The sequence below is a fragment of the Streptomyces odontotermitis genome, from assembly GCF_050510915.1.
Taxonomy (GTDB): Bacteria; Actinomycetota; Actinomycetes; order Streptomycetales; family Streptomycetaceae; genus Streptomyces.
Genome location: NZ_JBNJLS010000001.1, coordinates 549,108 through 568,343 on the forward strand (window position 1 = coordinate 549,108; position 19,236 = coordinate 568,343).

The window sequence follows — 19,236 nt, forward strand, 5'->3', positions numbered from 1 at the left end:
CCGAGCTATGCCCCCCATTCACCGTGACTTCGATCATGGGAAACCAACGCCCTGCCTCATAGCATTGCGCGCCGCTCCGGATGGGGCGCTCAACGCTTCGAGGGATCTGAGGGACACGGAAACCATGGGAATACGGGCAAAGGGCAAGCTTGCCGTCGTCGGGGCCACGGGGGCGGTCGCGGCCGCCGTGCTCGCGGGGAGCGCGCTCTGGCCGACCTCGGACGCGAGCGCCGCGGACGCCTCGGCCTCGACGGCGCGGGAGCTGAAGCACTGGCCGAAGCCGGTCGCGAAGCAGCTCGGGAAGGTCATCGCGAAGAACGGCGACAAGGGTGCGTACGCCGTCTTCGACGCGGACAACACCTCGTACCGCAATGACCTGGAAGAGGCGCTGCTGCCCTTCCTGGAGAACAAGGGCGTCCTCACCCGGAAGTCGATGGACCCGTCCCTGAAGGTCATCCCCTTCAAGGACACCGCCACGCACAAGGAGAGCCTCTACAGCTATTACAACCGGCTGTGCGAGGTCGACGACCAGGTCTGCTATCCGTGGGCCGCGCAGATCTTCTCCGGGTTCACGCTGACCGAGCTCAAGAAGTACGTGGACGAGCTGCTCGCCTCGAAGAAGCCGATCCCGGCCGAGTACTACGAGGACGGGAAGCTGACCAAGACCGAGGTCAGCCCGCCCGAACTCTCCAACGGCATGCGGGAGTTGTACAACACCCTGCAGAAGCACGGCATCAAGGTCTATGTCGTCAGTGCCGCCAGTGAGGATCTCGTGCGCATGGTGCTCGCCGATCCGAAGTACGGGTACAACGTCAAGCCCGAGAACGTCCTCGGTGTCGCCGCGCTCCTCAAGGACCGCAAGACCGGTGACGTGACGTCCGCGCGCAAGGAGATCGCCGCCGGGACGTACGACCCGAAGAAGCTCGCGGGCCGTGAGCTGACGCCGAAGCTGTGGGCGCCGCTGACCTGGTACCAGGGCAAGCCCGCGGCGATCAGCACCTATATCGACGAGTGGAAGAAGCCTCTGCTCGTGGCCGGTGACACGCCGGTCAGTGACGGGCCGATGCTGTTCCACTCCGCCGATGTCGAGCACGGTGGGGTGCGGGTGTGGGTCAACCGCAAGGACAAGTACATGAAGCAGCTCGACGGGATGAAGAAGAAGAACGCCGAGCGGCAGCGGGAGTTGGGGCAGAAGGTGACCGCCGACAAGAGGTGGCTGACCGTCACGCCCGAGCAGATTCGCTGAAGGCCGCCACGAGGGCCGGGCGCTCCGGGGGCTCCGGGGCGTCCGCCAGGAGTGCGTGCAGCAGCAGGCGTGCCTTCGGTGCGTCCAGGTGGCCCGCGCCGATCAGGCCGTGCGTGAGCAGGTCGTGCTCGGAGCCGGGTCCCCGGTAGGTCTCGCTGAGCAGGGGGCCCGCTCCGGTGCGGGAGGCGAGGACCACGGGGATGCGGGCCGCGAGGGCGGCCAGCGGGTCGGCGAGCCAGGCGGGGGCGTGGCCCGCGCCGAACGCCGCGAGGACCAGGCCGTCGAAGCGCTCGTCGACGGCTTCGAGCAGCTCGCCGCCGTCGCCCATGGAGAGGGTCAGGAGAGCCACCCGTACGGGGCGGCGGGGGCGCAGCGGGCGGGGCACCGTGGGGTGCGCGGGACGGAGCAGGATGCGCGGGCGGCCCTCCACCAGCACGCCCAGGGGGCCCGCGCCGGGGGACGCGAAGGTGGCCGTGGAGGTGGTGTGCGTCTTGCGTACGTGCCGGGCGGCGTGGATCTCGTCGGCGAGGACCGCGACGACGCCGAGGCCCCGGCAGCCGGGGTCGGCGGCGACGGCGAGGGCCGCGGCCAGGTTGGCGGGGCCGTCGGCGCCCGGCCGGTCGGGGCGGCGCATCGCGCCCGTCACGGCGACGGGGGCGCCCGGGGCGCAGAGCAGGTCGAGGAGGAACGCGGTCTCCTCCAGGGTGTCGGTGCCCTGCACCACGACGACGCCGTGCCCGGCCCCGGTCTCCTCGTCGACGGCCGCCGCGAGCTCGGTGATGTCGTCGATGGTCAGGGAGGAGCTGGGCAGGCGGCGGAAGTCGCGCAGCCGGACCTCGGCCTCGGCCCCGCCCGTCGCCGCCGCTCCGGCCGGTCCGGCCAGTCCGGTCAGTCCGGCCAGCACCTCGGCGCCGCTGAGGCGGCCCACTCCCCCGCCGTGTGCGGAGATGGTGCCGCCGAGCGTGAAGACGGTGACGGTTGCCGCCATGGCTGCCTCGGCTCCCCCTGTGCGAACTCCCCCTGCGCGTACGGCGGATGCTCTCATACGCCCGGTGTCGCGCTGATCACTCCCGCCGCGATCGCCGCGTTCAGCATCGCGTGGTCCGCCTTGTTCCGGTCCGCGTAGCGCAGCGCGAAGTCGGCGAGGGCCCGGTCGAAGGTGTCGGAGGAGCCGAGGTAGGCCGCGATGGCTATGCGGTCGCCGGAGCGGGCGTGGGCGCGGGCCAGGGCGGTGCCGCAGAGCTGGGCGTAGGTGCGCAGCTCCGCGGGGTCCATCACGGTGACGTCGGCGGAGCCCTTCATGTCGCGCAGCTGGCGCCAGTAGTAGGCGCGGCCCTGGGGTCCGGTCATCCAGCCGAGGAAGATGTCGCCGGCCGCCTGGAGGAGGCGCTGGCCCGCGACGACGCGGTGGCCGGGATGGACGTACGGGCCGGTCGGCAGGTGGTCCTCCAGGACGGAGCGGACGGCCTCCTTGATCTGGAGGAAGAGCGGGTCGCCCGCGTCGCGCCCGGCGAGCAGGACGATGAAGCAGCGGGTGCCGACGCTGCCCACGCCGACGACCTTGCGGGCGGCGTCGACGAAGCGGTAGCGGTCGAGGAGGAGGCGGCGCTCCTCGGCGAGCGTGGAGCGGTAGTCGCCGAAGATCTTGCGCAGAGCGGCCATGTCGGGGGCCCCCGCGGGTTCGAGGAGGGGCGGGTCGTGGATGATGCGGCGGCGCCCGTCCACGAGTTCGGTGAGCTTGCCCAGGGCGTGGAGGCTGGTGCGGCGCCGGGCCCGGTCGAGGCTCGCGGCGGCGCGCTCGCGGCTGCGGCCCTCCCGGATGAGCGGCAGGAGCGCGTGGGCGTCGATGTGCTCGTACCAGGCGGCCAGTTCGCCGAGGCCCGCGAGGCGCCGCATCGCGGTCCGGTAGGCGCGGGCGGCGGCGCCTGCGGCCTGGTGGGCGCGGGCCTCGGTGTGGCCGTTCTCGTGGGCGGCGACGGCGACGCTGGCGGCGAGGCGCTTGACGTCCCACTCGAAGGGGCCGGGGTAGGTCTCGTCGAAGTCGTTGAGGTCGAAGAGCAGGGAGCGCTCCGGCGAGGCGAACACGCCGAAGTTCAACAGGTGGGCGTCACCGCAGAGTTGGACGGTCAGTCCGGTCCTGCGCTGCCCGGCGAGGTCGCCCGTCATGATCGCGGCCGCGCCGCGCAGGAAGGAGAAGGGCGACGCGGACATCCGGCCGTAGCGGATGGGCAGCAGCTCCTGGACCCGGTCCACGCCCTGCCGCTCCAGGACGGCGACGGGGTCGGGCCGGTCGGCCGCGGGGATCCAGGCCGCGTGCGAGGAGCGCGAGGCGCGCTTGCGGGCGGCTCTGCCCGTCTGGGCCCGTGCGGCCGGAGTGGTCATGCCCGCTGCTCCCCTCTCGGTCGGCGTGGCTTTCCCTTCGTAGCGGGTAACGGCCTCCCCTGGACAGCAGCCAAAACGGACGGAGGCGTACCCGCATGCCGGGTACGGCGAACGGGTGACCGAATCAGGGTGCCGTGGGAGCGGCCGGGGCGGCCGCCGCGGCCCAGTCGGCCACCCGCCGGGCGAGGGCGCGCCCCCGGACTTGGCCCAGGCACAAGGAGCAAAAGGGAAGGCGCGAAGCGCGGCCTTGGAAGAGGGTGGCGGGAGACGAGTGGGCGGTAGCCGTGGTCGCGGCAGCGGTGGTCGGTGATGTGCGGGGTGGCCCCGCCCTGGCCGCGGAGGTCCACGCGGACACGAGTCGGGCGGGGCCCGGTGGGCCCCGCCCTTCCCGCGTCAGCGGCTGTAGCGCATCAGCGCGCGCACCATGTGGCAGGTGATGTCCGACGGTGGGTGGATGCCCACGTCCTCCGCCATGCTGCGGATGCGGTTGTTGCTCGCCTGGTTCGGCACGTAGACGCCCGAGTCGAGCAGGGCGATGGCCAGGCGCATGGCCTTGAGGCGGCGGTTGTGCGTGATGTACCACTCGCGGGGCCGCCCGGCGGGCAGCGGCTTCTTCGCCAGCGGGGCGTACGGCATGTCGATGAGCAGGGGCTTCGGTATCAGTGCGGCAGCGGGCACAGGCATCCTCCTGACGCGGTCAGGGTCCCCCGTCGGGTACCCTCGAACACTTCCTTAATTCTACTGCCGGGCACTGACAATCGTCCCTGGCCAGACGGGTGTTGGACGGGTGTTGAGAGTTCGAACATCCACTCCGGCGCGATACCGTGCCGCCCATGGAGATCTGGATCAACCCCGCCTGTTCGAAGTGCCGCAGCGCCCTGAGCCTGCTCGACGCGGAGGGCGCCGACTACACGGTGCGCCGCTACCTGGAGGACGTGCCGAGCGCGGACGAGATCCGCGCCGTCCTGGACCGCCTCGGACTCGAGCCCTGGGACATCACCCGCACCCAGGAAGCCGTGGCGAAGGAGCTCGGTCTCGCCGACCGCGCGGCGTGGCCGCGGGACGCCTCCGGCCGTGAGCGGTGGATCACCGCGCTCTCGGAGCACCCGAAGCTCATCCAGCGGCCGATCATCACCGCGGCCGACGGCACGGCGGTCGTGGCGCGCTCGGAAGAGGCCGTGCGGGACGCACTCTCACGCTGAGTCGCCGAACACCTCGCGAGAGTCGCGTTCGCGAAGCATAAAGAGTCCGCCGAATCCATAGCCAACCGTCCCATAGTCGCAGCCAAGCGACCATAAAACCGTTACACACCGCCCCGTACGGTGGACCGCTCCATAGCGAACGCACACACCACGGGAAGGGGCGCGGCATGGGGCACGCGACGTCGGGCGGCGTATACGGAACGATCCTCGCGAGCGCCCTGCTGGCCGCGCTGCAGCGAGGGGAGCAGCCCTACACGCCGTACTACGACGCGTCCTGGGTCCTGGTCACGGCCGGCACGGCGGCGCTCGCGCACGGCTACGCGCGGCACATGTCCACGCACACGCCGGGCTCGGGCGCCCACCGCTGGCGGCAGTTGATACGCGTGCTCGGCGACGAGTGGCCGGTGATCGTGGCCTCCTGGCCGACCGTGATCCTGCTGGTCCTCTCCGGGCTCATGAAATGGCCGGAGACGCACGTCACTTACGTGGGGCTCATGCTGAACGCGGCGCTCCTCTTCGGCTGGGGCCTCGTCGGCGCCCTGCGCATGGGCTACCGCAGACGCTCGGCCGTCCTGATCGGGTTCGCCGACTCGGCCATCGCGCTGGGCATCGCGGCGGCCAACGCAGTGATCAAGTAGCGCGCCGCCGAAGCCTGCTGAGTGACGCCCGACGGAGCATCCCGGGTGACGCCCGCCACAAACACCCCAGGTAACACGCGGTTCACATGAGAGCAACGGACGAGAAATCGCCCGTTGGCAGGCTGCTCGACAGCACGCAGCACCCGCACGTTCTGCGTCGACCCGAGCGCCCTAAGGATGAGCCCGTGACGTTCAAGGCTGAGTACATCTGGATCGACGGCACCGAGCCGACCGCCAAGCTCCGTTCGAAGACCAAGATAATCGCGGGCTCCCCCGCCGGTCTCGACGCGCTGCCGATCTGGGGCTTCGACGGCTCCTCCACCAACCAGGCCGAGGGCCACGCCTCGGACCGCGTGCTGCGCCCCGTCGCCTCCTACCCGGACCCGATCCGGGGCGGCGACGACATCCTCGTCCTGTGCGAGGTGCTCGACATCGACATGACGCCGCACGCGTCCAACACCCGCGCCGAGCTCGCCGAGGTCTCGGCGCGCTTCGAGGCGCAGGAGCCGATCTTCGGCATCGAGCAGGAGTACACCTTCTTCGAGGGCGAGCGCCCCCTCGGCTTCCCCGTCGGCGGCTTCCCGGCCGCGCAGGGCGGCTACTACTGCGGCGTCGGCACGGACGAGATCCACGGCCGCGACATCGTCGAGGCGCACCTCGACAACTGCCTCAAGGCGGGCCTCGGCATCTCCGGCATCAACGCCGAAGTGATGCCCGGACAGTGGGAGTTCCAGGTCGGCCCGCTCTCCCCGCTGGAGGTCTCCGACCAGCTGTGGGTGGCCCGCTGGCTGCTCTACCGCACCGCCGAGGACTTCAAGGTCTCCGCGACCCTCGACCCCAAGCCGGTCAAGGGCGACTGGAACGGCGCGGGCGCGCACACCAACTTCTCCACGAAGGCGATGCGCGAGGGCTACGACGCGATCATCACCGCGTGCGAGTCGCTCGGCGAGGGCTCCAAGCCGATGGACCACGTCAAGAACTACGGCGCGGGCATCGACGACCGCCTGACCGGCCTGCACGAGACGGCCCCCTGGAACGAGTACACCTACGGCGTCTCCGACCGCGGCGCCTCGGTCCGCATCCCCTGGCAGGTCGAGAAGGACGGCAAGGGCTACATCGAGGACCGCCGCCCGAACGCGAATGTCGACCCGTACGTGGTGACGCGCCTCCTCGTCGACACCTGCTGCGCCGCCCTGGAGAAGGCCGGACAGGTCTGAGCCTCCCCCTGTCAGTGGCGCGTGCGAGGGTTGCGCCATGCTTCCCATCAAGGTCGAGACGGAGAACCGGCAGTCGCACCGCCGCATTTCGGCGGTGCGGCTGCGCGAGCTGGTGCACCGCATCGGGGGCGCGGGCGACCGCTTCCTGATCGTCGAGGGCATACCGGCCAGGCCGGGCGTCTTCGTCCAGGTGTGGCACGAACAGGGCGGGGAGTACGAGCTCCAGCACCGTACGGGCTCCGGCGTGCGCCACATGTTCAGCACCCGGCTCACGGACCCGGACCGGGTCGCCGACGCCATGGCCCGCTGGGCGCGGCGGGACACGGCGTGGGACGCGGGCATCGACTGGGAGGTGGACGACCTCGGCCCCGCCGCCGAGGTGGAGCCGCTGGAGCCGCGCGTGCGGGAGCGGGCCGAGGAGCATGTGCGGCGGATGCTGCGCCACGGCTACCTCGGCCTGGCCGAGCTCGCCGACGAGACCGTCTACCTGATGGACGACCCGGGCGCGGAGCCCGGCCCCGTCTCGAAGCCGCAGGCCCGCGAGATCGTGGAGCGGCTGTGGCTGGAGCGGCTCGACGAGCAGGACGGCTGGACCGGGGAGACCGACCCGGACCGCCTTGAGCGGGCGTTCGCGGAGCTCACCGCGAGCGGCATCACCGCGCGCGAGGACTTCACCTGCTGCCACGGCTGCGGGACGGCGGAGATCGGGGCGGAACGGGCGGACGGGGAGCGCGGGTTCGTCTTCTTCCACCACCAGGGCACCGAGAGCGCGGCCGAGGGGCACGGACTGGCCCTGTACTACGGCGAGTTCGAGGAGGCGGGCACCACGACGACGGCGGAGGTCGGCCACGAGGTCGTCGCGGCGCTCACCCGCGCGGGGCTGACCGCCGAGTGGGACGGATCGCCGGAGCGGGCCATCGAGCTGGGCGGCCTGGACTGGCGCAAGCGGCTCACAGGGTGAGAAGGATCCGTATCGGAGTGTGGAGGGGGGACTGTCGTGGCCGGGCCCATCTGTTTCAATGGGGGCATGGGAAGCTTTGCGAACGCCGCGCCGGGTCGTCACGACCTCGAGCCGTTCTGGCCTTCCCGTCAGCACCATGACTTCGACCGGGTGTGTTGCCGCGCGATGAACGCGCGGGCCCTCTAAAGCCGTTACCCCGGTCCTCTCCACAGCTCCCTCGCTGCACCGACCCCGGTACCGGCCTTCGGCCTGACGCGCATGACGTACGTCCTCGACGACTCCTTCGCGCGAAAGAGCTGACCTGCCATGGCGAACTCCCGTTCCTTCACGGCCACTTCCACCGTCGCCGCCCCCGCCGCCCCCGCCGGCCCCGTCCCGGCGCCGCCCTCCGCACGGGGCCGGCTGCGGGCAGTCGCGCCCGACGAGGTGGTGCAGATCACCGACTTCCTGCCGCCGGGCGCCACCTGGCTGCCCGCACCGCAGCACACCCTGCCGACGCTGCCGGGCCGGCCGCCGATGATCGGCTACCTGGTCCTCGTACCGGCCGGGCAGGAGCCCCCCGTGGCCGCCGAGCCGCCCGCCGCCGTCGGCGCGCCGCCCGAGGAGGCGGAGCCCGTCGCCGACGGGCCCGTGCGGATCGACGCCGCGCAGCGCTCCGCGCAGGTCGGCGGGCGGCCGCTCGACCTCACGTATCTGGAGTTCGAGCTGCTCGCCCACCTCGTCGCGCATCCGCACCGGGTGCACACCCGCGACCAGTTGGTCACCACGGTCTGGGGGTACGGGCACGTGGGCGACGGCCGCACCGTCGACGTCCACATCGCCCGGCTGCGGCGCAAGCTCGGCGCCGAGCACCGGCAGGCGATCCAGACGGTGCGGCGGGTCGGGTACAAGTACGCGCCGTAGGACCGATCTGGGCAGATCCGGGCAGATCCGGGCCGTTGCGTGCCGTTGCGTGCCGCTGAGGTCTGCCGGCAGCAGAAAGCTGTTCCGCTCGGCGGGGTCCGGCAGGCAGAGTCGGCGGCATGAGACTTCTGATGCTGGGCGGTACGGAGTTCGTGGGGCGAGCCGTCACGGAGGCGGCGCTCGGGCGGGGCTGGGAGGTGACCGTCTTCCACCGGGGACACCACCCGGCTCCCCCGGGCACCCGGGCGGTCCACGGCGACCGGCTCGCCCCTGACGGACTTGCCGCGCTCGCCGCGGACGAGGGCGAGTGGGACGTCGTCGTCGACACCTGGTCCGGGGCGCCGCGCGTGGTCCGGGACACGGCGCGGCTGCTCGCGGGGCGGGCGGGCCGGTATGTGTACGTGTCGAGCGCGTCGGTGTACCCGCACCCGCTGCCGGCCGGGTCCGACGAGAGCCACCCCGTCGTGGACGGCGACCCGGACGCGGACTCCGTGGCGTACGCGCAGGACAAGCGGGGCGGCGAGCTGGCGGCGGCTGCCGAGTTCGGCGACGAGCGGACGCTGTTCGCGCGGGCCGGTCTGATCCTGGGCCCGTACGAGAACATCGGGCGGCTGCCGTGGTGGCTGAACCGGGTCGCGCGCGGTGGGCCCGTACTCGCGCCCGGGCCGCGGGAGTTGGACCTGCAGTACATCGATGTGCGGGATCTCGCCAAGTGGGTCCTCGACGCGGCGGGGGCGGGGCTGCACGGGGCGTACAACCTGATCTCCCCCATCGCGCACACGACGATGGGGGAGTTCTTGGAGGCGTGCGTGGACGTGGCCGGAGCCGGAGCCGGTGCCGAGCTGCGGTGGGTGGAGCCGGATGCGCTCGCGGCGGCGGGGGTCGAGCCGTGGATCGAGCTTCCCGTGTGGATTCCGCCGGGCGAGCTGCACGACACGATCCACCGGACGTCCACGGAGAAGGCCGTGGCCGCGGGGCTGGTGGCCCGGCCGGTCCGGGAGACCGTCGCCGATACGTGGGAGTGGCTGGTCTCTCTGGGCGGGGCCGCCCCTCAGCGGGCCGACCGGCCCGTGGTGGGGCTTGCTCCTGAGAAGGAGGCGGCCTTGCTGAGGGGCGCTCCGGGTTTCGGCGACTTGCCCTCTTAGTAGTCGGCACCCGGCGAGTGGGGGCTGTGCCCACCCGTTCCGCCGTGCGGAACGCCTGCCCACAGCAGAGACGGCTCGGCGTGCTGGGACGGGTGGGCCTGCTGTGCCGGGATGTGGTCCTCCTCGCCGTGCGAGACCTTCGGGAGCCAGCGCAGCCAGCGCGGTGTGTGCCAGTTGCGGTCGCCCAGGAGTGCCATCAGGGACGGGAGGAGGATCATGCGGACCACCGTCGCGTCGAGGAGGACCGCCACGCCGAGGCCCACGCCCATCTGCTGCATGTCCTGCATCGACAGGGTGCCGAAGACCGCGAAGACCGCGACCATGATGACCGCCGCACCCGTCACCGCGCCCGCCGTGCGCGTGATGCCCTCGCGGATCGCCGAGCTGTTGTCGAGGCCGCGGTCGCGCATCTCGCGGATCCGGGAGACCACGAAGACGTGGTAGTCCATGGAGAGGCCGAAGAGGACGACCAGGACGAACAGCGGCATCCAGTTCTCGATCGCGCCGACCTTCTCGGAGCCGATCAGCTCCGCGCCCCAGCCGTGCTGGAAGACGGCCGTCATGACGCCGTAGGCCGCGCCCACGGAGAGGAGGTTGAGGGCGATGGACGTCACCGCGATCACCGGTGAGCGGAAGCTGAACAGCATCAGCAGGAACGTGACCGCCGCGATGAACGCGAAGACCGGCACGATGCCGCTGCTGAGCTGATCGCTGAAGTCCTCGGACTCGGCCAGGTCACCGCCGACGTACGCCTCCACGTCGTCCTGTCCCTCGAAGGCCGCGGGGACCGTGGTGTCGCGGAGGTCGTGCAGGGCCTTCTTCGCCGCCGCGTCCGTGCCGCTGCCGGGGAGCGGGACCGCGATCTCGGCGACGTCCGCCCCCTTGTGGACGGTCAGTTCGGCGTCCCGGCCCGCTTGCTCCGTGAGGGAGTCGAGGGTGTTCGTGAGCTTCCGGTCGGTGATGTCGGGGGCCTTCACCACCACCCGCGCCGGGGCCGGTCCGCCCGGGAACTCGTCGGTGATCTTCTTGTACGCGACGGAGAGCGGCGCGTCGGAGCCGAACTGCTTCTCCAGGCCGAGCTGTTCGGTCTTCATGCCGACGGCGGGGGCCGCGAGGGCGAGGAGCAGGACCACGCCCGCCACCGTGAAGAACTTGGGGGCGGCCAGGACCGGCCGGAGGAACGTCTTCGCGAGGCCGCCGCCCGCGGGTGCGCCCCGCTTGGGGCGGCGGCGGTTCAGGAACGGGATGCGGCCCGCGTTGACCTTGTCGCCGAGCCCGGCCAGGAGCGCCGGGAGGACCGTGACGGAGCCCAGCATCGCCACGCACACCACGAGGATCGTGGCGACCGCAAAGCCCTTGAAGAGGAGCAGGCCGGAGAGGAACATGCCCGCCATCGCCACCATGACCGTCAGGCCCGACACCAGGACCGCGCGGCCGCTGGTGGCCGCGGCGATGCGCAGGGCCGTGTCCGCGTCGCGGCCCGCGGCCCGTTCGTCGCGCTCGCGGCGCAGGTAGAAGAGGCAGTAGTCGACGCCCACGGCCATGCCCATCAGGAACATCACCGAGTACGTCGTCTCGAAGATGTGCACGGCGTGGCTGGCGAGACCGAGCAGGCCGAAGGCCGCCACGCACGCCGTGAGCGCGAGTCCGACCGGGAGCAGCGCCGCCACCACGGCGCCGAACGCGACGAGGAGGATGCCGAGGGCCAGCGGGACGGCCGTGAACTCGGCGGACTTGAGGTCGTCGGAGAGCAGGTCGTTGAGGTGCTTCTCCGAGCTGGCATCGCCGAACTGGTAGACGTGGACGCCGTCTTCCGCCCCGGCCTCCCGTGCCTTGTCCACCGCGTCGAGCACGGGCTGCACCTGGTCGGCCGCCTTGTCGGAGGCGCCCTTCATCTGGAAGCGGAGCAGCGCGTCCTTGCCGTCCTCGGAGGCGAGCGGCGGCTGCAGCCCGGTGATCTTCCCGGTGTCGCGCAGGGCGCCCGACAGGTCGGCGGCCGCCTCCTTCCAGCCCCCCGCCGTCCGCGCCGAGACCATGACCAGCTCGCCGGCGGGCTCGTCGACGCCCGCGTCCTTGAGGATGGCGGCGGCCCGGCCCGAGTCGCCGGTGCCCATCTCGTCGTCGTCCGCGGTCACCATGCCGGTGCCGCCGCCGACGACCGTCGCGAGCACGACGAAGAGCAGCCAGCCGAGAATGGCCTTCTTGCGGTGGTGCGCGCTCCACACACCGAGCCGTGCCGCGAGGTTCTGCCTCTTGGCGTCCATGGGTTTCCCCCCGAGTGAGTAAACGTCGAACAAGCCGATGAAGACGCGGCCAACGCTAGAAATCGGGGGCTCCCCCACCCAGCCGCCGAGGCCCCCTCTCGGTGAAGCACAGGGCGAGGCCGGGGGGTGTCGTCAGGTACACCACGGGCCGGGTGCCGGGCCCAATGACCTCGCGCGGGCCGACCAGGGAGACTGTCTGTCGTAACAGATCGAGGAGAGGGACATCATGGGGAAGTCACGGGTGGGGCGAGCAGTGGTCGCGGGGGTGCGCGGACTGCAGCTGTCGATCGTCTCGCTGGCGGGCGGGATCATCTACTTCGTGCTCTCGGTCGTGTCGATCTGCCTCATCCTGGTGGGCATCGGCATCTTCACCACGCCCGTGGTCCTCACGGGGCTGCGCAAGCACGCGAACCTGCGCCGGGTGCAGGCCGGCGAGTGGTCCGGCGTGCACATCCCGATCCCGTACCGGGCCTTCCCCCCGAACATGAAGACCGGCGTGCGCGGGCAGGCACAGCGCTGCTCGCTGATGCTGAAGGACCCGGCGACCTGGCGGGATCTGCAGTGGCTCCTGGCCGACATGACGGCGGGCTACGTCATCGCGCTCCTCGCGGCCCTGCTGGCCCCCCTGTACCCGGTGTACGGCTGGGTGCTCGCCCTCGGCGTGTGGAAGCCGATCCACGAGGCGGGCGGCGGTGAGTGGTACGGCTTCATCCACGTCCAGTCGCAGACGGACGCCAACTACGCGGCGCTGCTCGGCACCGCGCTGCTCGTCGTCGGTCTGTTCACCACGCCCGCCCTGCTCCGCGCCCACTTCCTGCTGGCCCGCGGCATGATCGCCCCCACCGCCGCGATGCGCGAGCGCGAACTGGCGTTGCGCGTGGACCACTTGACCGAGACCCGGCACGACGCCGTGGACACCTCCGCCGCCGAGCTGCGCCGCATCGAGCGCGATCTGCACGACGGGGCGCAGGCCCGGCTGGTCGCGATGGGCATGGACCTCGGCACCATCGAGGCGCTGATCGAGAAGAACCCGGCGAAGGCCAAGGAGATGATCGCCCAGGCGCGGCAGAACTCCGGCGAGGCCCTGACCGAGCTGCGCGACCTGGTGCGCGGCATCCACCCGCCGGTGCTCGCCGAGCGCGGCCTCGGCGACGCGGTGAAGGCGGTGGCGCTGCGCCTGCCCGTCGACATCGAGGTCGACGTCGAACTGCCGGGCCGGGCCGAGGCGCCGGTGGAGGCCGCGGCGTACTTCGCGGTGAGCGAGGTCCTGACGAACGTGGTCAAGCACGCGGCGGCGGACCGCGTCTGGGTGGACGTGCACCACGCGGAGGGCATGCTGCGGATGGCGGTCACGGACAACGGCAAGGGCGGTGCCCAGGTCGGGACGGGCTCGGGGCTGAGCGGGATCGAACGCCGACTCGGTACATTCGACGGCGTACTGGCCGTCAGCAGTCCCGTTGGCGGCCCGACCATGGTGACCATGGAGATCCCTTGCGAGTTGTCCTAGCCGAAGATCTCTTCCTGCTGCGCGACGGCCTGGTGCGGATGCTGGAGGCATTCGACTTCGAGATCGCGGCTGCCGTCGAGACGGGCCCCGAACTCACCAAGGCCCTCGCGGAGCTGGAGCCGGACGTCGCCGTCGTGGACGTCCGCCTGCCGCCGTCCCACACGGACGAGGGCCTGCAGTGCGCGCTCGCCGCGCGCCGGGCCCGGCCGGGGCTGCCGGTGCTCGTGCTCTCCCAGCACGTGGAGCAGCTGTACGCGCGCGAGCTGCTCGCGGACGGGAACGGCGGGGTGGGATATCTGCTCAAGGACCGGGTCTTCGACGCGGACCAGTTCATCGACGCGGTGCGCCGGGTCGCGGCGGGCGGCACCGCGATGGACCCCACGGTGATCCAGCAGCTCCTGTCGCGGCGCTCGGCGGCCGACCACCCCCTTGCCAAGCTCACGCCGCGCGAGCGGGAGGTCCTTGAACTGATGGCGCAGGGCAGGTCGAACGCGGCGATCGCGGCGCAGCTCGTGGTGACGGAACGGGCGATCGCAAAGCACACGTCGAACATCTTCGGGAAACTCGATCTGCCGGTTTCGGACGACGACAATCGCCGGGTGCTCGCGGTTCTCGCATATCTGGACCAGGGCCGCTGATCGCTGAACGCGATGGGGTTCTGATGCGTATGTAGCCCCATGCGACGTACCCCACAACGCAGTTCACGGAAACGATCAAAACTGTCCCGGCGTCTCGTCACCGCCGCAGCCGCGCTCTTACTGGGGGGTGGCGGCCTGATCGCGGTGAATTTCTACGCGAATGCCGAGGACGGACCGGATGCCGCGCCGCCCGACCCGGCGGCGCGGATGGCGACCATCGACTGCCCCGATGCGACCGACCGGCTGCCGGAGGTCCCGCGGGACGAGCAGGCCGAGCGGGACCGCCGGCTCGCCGACCTGGACAGTCAGATCACCGAGGCGTACACGCGCTTCCAGGAGTCGGCCGACCAGCAGTCCGTGCTCGGCCCCCTTGAGCAGCAGCGCCGTACCACGCTCGACCAGCTGGGCCCCGGCCTCGACGACCTGGCCCCCTGCACCCTGCGCGCCGCCGACGGCACCGGGCAGCCCAGCGGCGGCGGAGCGGCCCCTCCCCCGCAGGGCAACGGCCCCGACGCGGGCGACTTCGTCCCCATCACCTCCGTCCGCCCGAACGCGGCCCTCCCCCGCGAGCGGCGGGGCGCGTCCCGTGGCAGCTTCACCACGAAATGCGGGCGCAACGAGAACGGCAAATTCAATCCCGACAACGTCATCGTGGCGCCCGGTGTGAGCAATGGCGCGCACCATATGCACGACTACGTGGGAAATCAGGCGACGGACGCCTTCGCGAGCGACGACGATCTCGCGAACGGGGCGACGAGCTGCCGCAATCAGGGCGACAAATCCACGTACTACTGGCCGGTGCTCCGCCTGCGGAACGGAAAGGCCGAGAACGACGCCGGAGCCGACGGCGGCGGAAAGGACCAGAACGTCGGGGAGATCCAGACCCCGGCCGCGGTCACCCTGAAGTTCGCCGGGAGCCCGGTGAGCAAGGTCGCCCCCATGCCGCGCTTCCTGCGCATCATCACCGGCGACGCGAAGGCGTTCACCAACGGCGACGCGAACGCCAACGCCTCGTGGAGCTGCACCGGCTTCGAGAACCGGCAGCTGAAGGACAAGTACCCCATCTGCCCGCGCGGTTCGAAGGTCGTGCGCACCTTCCGCTTCCAGAGCTGCTGGGACGGGCGGAACACGGACAGCGCGGGCCACCGCACGCACGTGGCGTTCGCGGACCGGCGCACGGGTGCCTGCCCGCAGGGGTTCCGGGCCATCCCCCAGCTGGTGCAGCGCATCGTGTACGACGTGCCGCCGGGGCCCGGCTTCGCCGTCGACTCGTTCCCCGAGCAGCTGCACAAGCCGGTCACCGACCACGGCGACTTCATCAACGTCTTCGACCAGCGCCTGATGCGCAGGGTCGCCGACTGCCTCAACTCGGGCCGCGCCTGCGCCTGATCGCGGCCGGGTCACATGCCACCGTGGTGGCCGCCGTCCCCGTGTTCATGCCCGGCGGCCACCACGGTCCCGCCCAGCCGCTCGCGCACCTCGGCGACCGTCCGCGCCGAGCCGACCGCGATCCACTTCCGGCCGATCAGATACGTGCCCCCATAGGCCCGCGCCTCCGCGAACCACTCTGACTGGCCACGGTCAGTTGTAAAGGTTGCGAGGACAAAGCGACGGGAACCTTTCTTGCAGGTGGCCTGCCGTAGGTCGGCGGCATCCGTCGTGATGTCGGGCGCACAGCGCGCCCTGACCGCCAGCTGCTCCAGACTTCCGTGTGCCGTCCGAGGTGTGCCGTCACCGCCTGAGCCGCATCCCGCCACCAGCGCCAGCACTCCCACACCCATGCCCAAAAGCGCGCCTCGCGCTGCCCGCATGACCCGCACGTCCTCACTCATCCCTTCAGGCGATCCCAACTCGCCATCTCCGTATGCACCGTTGAGCACCGACGTACGCCCGGATACCGTGCGCCGCAGCCAGCGGCCCGCGACACAGGGGGTACACATGTCCGAACCGTCCCGACGTTCCGTGCTCGGCGCGGCCGGTGCCATCGGCATCGGCACGGCTCTCAGCGGGGTGGCGCTGCCCGCACAGGCGGTGGAGCGCCCCGCCTCAAGTACGGATTCCGCGCGCGCAGCGCTCAAGAGAGTCCTGCCGCAGCACGCGGACCAGTTCCACCTCAGACTCGTCCCCGCCCAGGGGAACCGCGATCGCTTCCGGGTCACGGGAGCCACCGGCCGCATCGAGGTGTCCGGCACCTCACCCGCCGTACTCCTGACGGGAGTTCACTGGTACCTGAAGTACGCGTGCGGGGCGCACATCGCGTGGAACGGCAGCCAGCTCGACCTGCCGCGCCGCCTGCCCGCCCCCGGCAAGGAGCTGACCCGCGAGACGGCGCTGCCGCACCGGTTCGCGCTGAACGACACCAACGACGGGTACACCGCCCCGTACGCCGACTGGGCGTACTGGGAGCGGATGATCGACGTCCTGGCGCTGCACGGCTGCAACGAGGTCTTCGTGATGGCGGGCGCCGAGGCGGTCTACCACCGCGTCCTGAAGGACTTCGGCTACTCCGACGCCGAGGCCCGCGCCTGGCTCCCCGCGCCCTCGCACCAGCCGTGGTGGCTGCTGCAGAACCTCTCCGGATACGGGGGTCCGCTCTCCCCCGAACTCATCGCGCGGCGCGCCGAGTTGGGCAAACGCATCTGCGACCGGCTGCGCGCGCTCGGCATGGCCCCGGTCCTGCCCGGCTACTACGGCCACGTCCCCGACGGCTTCGTGAGCCGCAACGGCGGGGACGCGCGGGTCGTGCCGCAGGGCACCTGGCACGGCTTCAAGCGCCCCGACTGGCTGGACCCGCGCACACAGTCCTTCGCCAAGGTGGCGGCGTCCTTCTACCGCCACCAGGACGACCTCTTCGGCGAGGCGGGCCACTTCAAGATGGACCTGCTGCACGAGGGCGGCACGGCGGGCGACGTGCCGGTGCCGGACGCCGCGAAGGGCGTGGAGCGGGCGCTGCGCGCGGCGAGACCCGGGGCGACCTGGGTGATCCTCGGCTGGGAGGCGAACCCCCTGCCCGAGCTCCTGGACGCCATCGACAAGAAGAAGATGCTGATCGTCGACGGGGTCTCCGACCGCTTCACGAGCGTCACCGACCGCGAGAAGGACTGGGGCGGCACGCCGTACTGCTTCGGCACGATCCCCAACTTCGGCGGCCGCACGACGATCGGCGCCCGCGCCCACATCTGGATGGACAAGTTCTTCGCCTGGCGCGACAAGCAGGACAGCGCCCTGGCGGGCACGGCGTATCTGCCGGAGGCGACGGACCGCGACCCGGCGGCCTTCGAGCTCTTCTCCGAACTGGCGTGGACGGAGCGGAAGATCGACCGGGCCGCGTGGTTCTCGGACTACGCGGACTTCCGCTACGGCGACCGCGACCGGAACGCCCGGTCCGCGTGGCGGGCCCTGCACGACACGGCCTACCAGCAGACCGCCGTGGAACGCAGCGACCCGCACGACTCGCTCTTCGCGGCCCGCCCCGACCTGGCCGCGAACCGCGCCGCCGAGTACGCGCCGCGCGCGCTCACCTACGACCCGGCCCGCTTCGACGCGGCGCTCGCGGGCCTGCTGGCAGTGACGGGAACGCTCCGCGGCTCGGCCGCCTACAAGTACGACCTCGTCGACGTGGCCCGCCAGGCGGTGGCTCACCGCAGCCGCCAGCTCCTGCCGCAGCTGCGCTCGGCGTACACGCGCAAAGACCGGGAAACCTTCAAGGCCCTGTCGACCCTGTGGCTGAAACTGATGGCCCTCTCGGACGACATCACGGGCACCAACTCGGCGTTCCTGCTGGGGCCTTGGGTGGACCAGGCGCGCCGCCTCGCGACGAACGACGCCGAGCGGGCCGAGTTCGAGCGGACCGCGAAGGTGCTCATCACGGTGTGGGGCGACCGGCCCACCTCCGACCCCGGCAAGCTGCACGAGTACGGCAACCGCGAGTGGCACGGCCTGATGGCCGACTTCTACACGCCCCGCTGGAAGAAGTGGCTGGACGAACTCGCGGACGCGCTCGCGGCGGGCCGGGAGCCGAAGCCGGTGGACTGGTTCGCGGTCGAGGAACCGTGGACGCGCGAACGCAAGGACTACCCGCTGCGCCCGGTGGCCGACCCGTACCGGACGGCGACGCGGGTCCGGGACACCCTCGCGGCGGCGCCCTACCAGGGCTCGCTGTCCGTGACGGCCGACCCGCCGGCGTTCCCGCCGGGCGGACACGCGCGCGTGGAGGCGGAGTTCCGCAACGTCAACGGGCTGCGGGCGACGGGCAAGGTCGACTTCGCGCTCACCGGGATCGACGCGGAGCCGGAGGGCCCGACGTCGCTGCCGAGCGTTCCGGCGGCGGGGAAGGGCAGCGTGAAGTGGCAGGCGAGCGCGCCGAGTTCACCCTTGGACCGGCCGCTGCGGCCCCTTCCTTACAAGATCGCCGTCCAGTACGGCCCGAAGGGCGAGCCCCGGGTGACCTCGGTGCACGAGGGCACGCTGTACGAGGCGGGGCCGCTGAGCGAGGGCTGGAAGACGTACACGAACAGCGCGGCGGTCTTCGGCGAACTGGAGGGCAAGTACGCGATCAACGGGGCGGGCGCGGACCTGTGGAAGGGCACGACGGAGTTCGGCGCGCTCTACCGGGCGGGGGCGTTCAAGGACGGCGTCTCGGTGACGGTGAAGGTGACGTCGCAGGACGCGACGGGGCCGTGGGCGCGGGCCGGGATCATCGCCCGCGACAGCATGGCCACGCCCGGCTCGAAGGGGATCGTGGACCTGGCGGTCACCCCGGCGAACGGGGTCGTGCTGTCGTACGACACGAACGGAGACGGGACGCTGGACACGTACAAGAGGATCACGGGGGTGAAGGCGCCGGTGCTGCTGCGGCTCTCGTGGGCGGGGGGTTCGGTCACGGGGGCGTGCTCGACGGATGACGGGGCGTCTTGGCGGACCGTCGCCACGGTGCCGGCTTCCGGGGCGGGCGGGGCTCAGGATGTGGGGATGTTCATGAGCGCGACGAATGGGGGTGACGGGGGGCGCGGGACGGTGGAGTTCGGTGAGTGGGGGCTGAGCTAGCGCCTCCGGCGGCCTTTCCCCGATCCCGCCCCTTCCCGAACCCGCCGACTCCGTCGGCCCTGGGGCACCCGATATCGCCCTAAGGGC

The 19,236-nt window shown here is 71.6% G+C and carries 16 protein-coding genes; 11 read left to right on the plus strand and 5 right to left on the minus strand.

Annotation, left to right across the window (positions count from 1 at the left end; all coding sequences use genetic code 11):
- The first annotated feature begins 124 nt into the window (after positions 1-124).
- Entirely contained in the window at positions 125-1,246 is a 1,122-nt protein-coding gene (locus ACQB60_RS02520; RefSeq protein ID WP_496924118.1) for an HAD family hydrolase, read from the plus strand.
- On the opposite strand, the gene ACQB60_RS02525 is transcribed toward ACQB60_RS02520, so the two are convergent.
- The 3 genes from ACQB60_RS02525 to ACQB60_RS02535 all read right to left on the minus strand — a co-directional run bounded on the left by ACQB60_RS02525 (position 1,224) and on the right by ACQB60_RS02535 (position 4,306).
- Positions 1,224-2,234 (minus strand): asparaginase domain-containing protein, encoded by a 1,011-nt coding sequence (locus tag ACQB60_RS02525; RefSeq protein ID WP_496924119.1) that lies wholly within the window; start codon positions 2,232-2,234, stop codon positions 1,224-1,226. The genes ACQB60_RS02520 and ACQB60_RS02525 overlap by 23 nt on opposite strands.
- 53 nt (positions 2,235-2,287) lie before the next feature.
- On the minus strand, positions 2,288-3,628 hold the full coding sequence (locus ACQB60_RS02530) for a DUF2252 domain-containing protein (RefSeq protein ID WP_496924120.1): 1,341 nt from the start codon (positions 3,626-3,628) through the stop codon (positions 2,288-2,290).
- A 393-nt stretch (positions 3,629-4,021) separates the two neighbouring features.
- Entirely contained in the window at positions 4,022-4,306 is a 285-nt protein-coding gene (locus tag ACQB60_RS02535; protein ID WP_384851090.1) for a hypothetical protein, read from the minus strand.
- 155 nt (positions 4,307-4,461) lie between these two features.
- On the opposite strand from ACQB60_RS02535, the gene ACQB60_RS02540 reads away from it, so the two are divergent.
- The 6 genes from ACQB60_RS02540 to ACQB60_RS02565 all read left to right on the plus strand — a co-directional run bounded on the left by ACQB60_RS02540 (position 4,462) and on the right by ACQB60_RS02565 (position 9,694).
- On the plus strand, positions 4,462-4,830 hold the full coding sequence (locus ACQB60_RS02540) for an arsenate reductase family protein (RefSeq protein WP_496924121.1): 369 nt from the start codon (positions 4,462-4,464) through the stop codon (positions 4,828-4,830).
- Positions 4,831-4,997: 167 nt separating this feature from the next.
- Positions 4,998-5,468 (plus strand): hypothetical protein, encoded by a 471-nt coding sequence (locus ACQB60_RS02545; protein ID WP_496924122.1) that lies wholly within the window; start codon positions 4,998-5,000, stop codon positions 5,466-5,468.
- Positions 5,469-5,653: 185 nt separating this feature from the next.
- Positions 5,654-6,685: a glutamine synthetase gene (gene glnII / locus ACQB60_RS02550; protein ID WP_496924123.1), complete on the plus strand. Its 1,032-nt coding sequence runs from the start codon at positions 5,654-5,656 to the stop codon at positions 6,683-6,685.
- A gap of 37 nt (positions 6,686-6,722) precedes the next feature.
- Positions 6,723-7,646, plus strand: a complete 924-nt coding sequence (locus ACQB60_RS02555) for a DUF6891 domain-containing protein (protein ID WP_496924124.1) — start codon at positions 6,723-6,725, stop codon at positions 7,644-7,646.
- Between the two features lie 306 nt (positions 7,647-7,952).
- On the plus strand, positions 7,953-8,549 hold the full coding sequence (locus ACQB60_RS02560) for a winged helix-turn-helix domain-containing protein (RefSeq protein ID WP_496924125.1): 597 nt from the start codon (positions 7,953-7,955) through the stop codon (positions 8,547-8,549).
- Between the two features lie 119 nt (positions 8,550-8,668).
- The gene (locus ACQB60_RS02565; protein WP_496924126.1) at positions 8,669-9,694 is read left to right on the plus strand and encodes an NAD-dependent epimerase/dehydratase family protein; all 1,026 of its coding nucleotides are present in this window, start codon (positions 8,669-8,671) and stop codon (positions 9,692-9,694) included.
- Here the strand turns inward: ACQB60_RS02565 and ACQB60_RS02570 are convergent.
- Positions 9,691-11,958, minus strand: a complete 2,268-nt coding sequence (locus tag ACQB60_RS02570; protein ID WP_496924127.1) for an MMPL family transporter — start codon at positions 11,956-11,958, stop codon at positions 9,691-9,693. The two genes, ACQB60_RS02565 and ACQB60_RS02570, sit on opposite strands and share 4 nt — an antisense overlap.
- Positions 11,959-12,184: 226 nt before the next feature.
- On the opposite strand from ACQB60_RS02570, the gene ACQB60_RS02575 reads away from it, so the two are divergent.
- From ACQB60_RS02575 to ACQB60_RS02585, 3 genes are read left to right on the plus strand one after another with little or no spacing between them, the layout of a single operon-like run.
- Entirely contained in the window at positions 12,185-13,465 is a 1,281-nt protein-coding gene (locus ACQB60_RS02575; protein WP_496924128.1) for a sensor histidine kinase, read from the plus strand.
- Positions 13,450-14,103 (plus strand): LuxR C-terminal-related transcriptional regulator, encoded by a 654-nt coding sequence (locus tag ACQB60_RS02580; RefSeq protein WP_496924129.1) that lies wholly within the window; start codon positions 13,450-13,452, stop codon positions 14,101-14,103. The genes ACQB60_RS02575 and ACQB60_RS02580 overlap by 16 nt, the downstream gene beginning before the upstream one ends.
- A gap of 39 nt (positions 14,104-14,142) precedes the next feature.
- Positions 14,143-15,492, plus strand: a complete 1,350-nt coding sequence (locus tag ACQB60_RS02585) for a DUF1996 domain-containing protein (RefSeq protein WP_496924130.1) — start codon at positions 14,143-14,145, stop codon at positions 15,490-15,492.
- A gap of 11 nt (positions 15,493-15,503) precedes the next feature.
- Here ACQB60_RS02585 and ACQB60_RS02590 read toward each other — a convergent pair whose 3' ends face one another.
- Positions 15,504-15,935 carry a hypothetical protein gene (locus ACQB60_RS02590; RefSeq protein ID WP_496924131.1) on the minus strand — a complete coding sequence of 144 codons (432 nt, stop codon included), beginning with the start codon at positions 15,933-15,935 and terminating at the stop codon, positions 15,504-15,506.
- A gap of 106 nt (positions 15,936-16,041) precedes the next feature.
- On the opposite strand from ACQB60_RS02590, the gene ACQB60_RS02595 reads away from it, so the two are divergent.
- Entirely contained in the window at positions 16,042-19,149 is a 3,108-nt protein-coding gene (locus ACQB60_RS02595; RefSeq protein ID WP_496924132.1) for an alpha-N-acetylglucosaminidase, read from the plus strand.
- Positions 19,150-19,236: the final 87 nt, after the last annotated feature.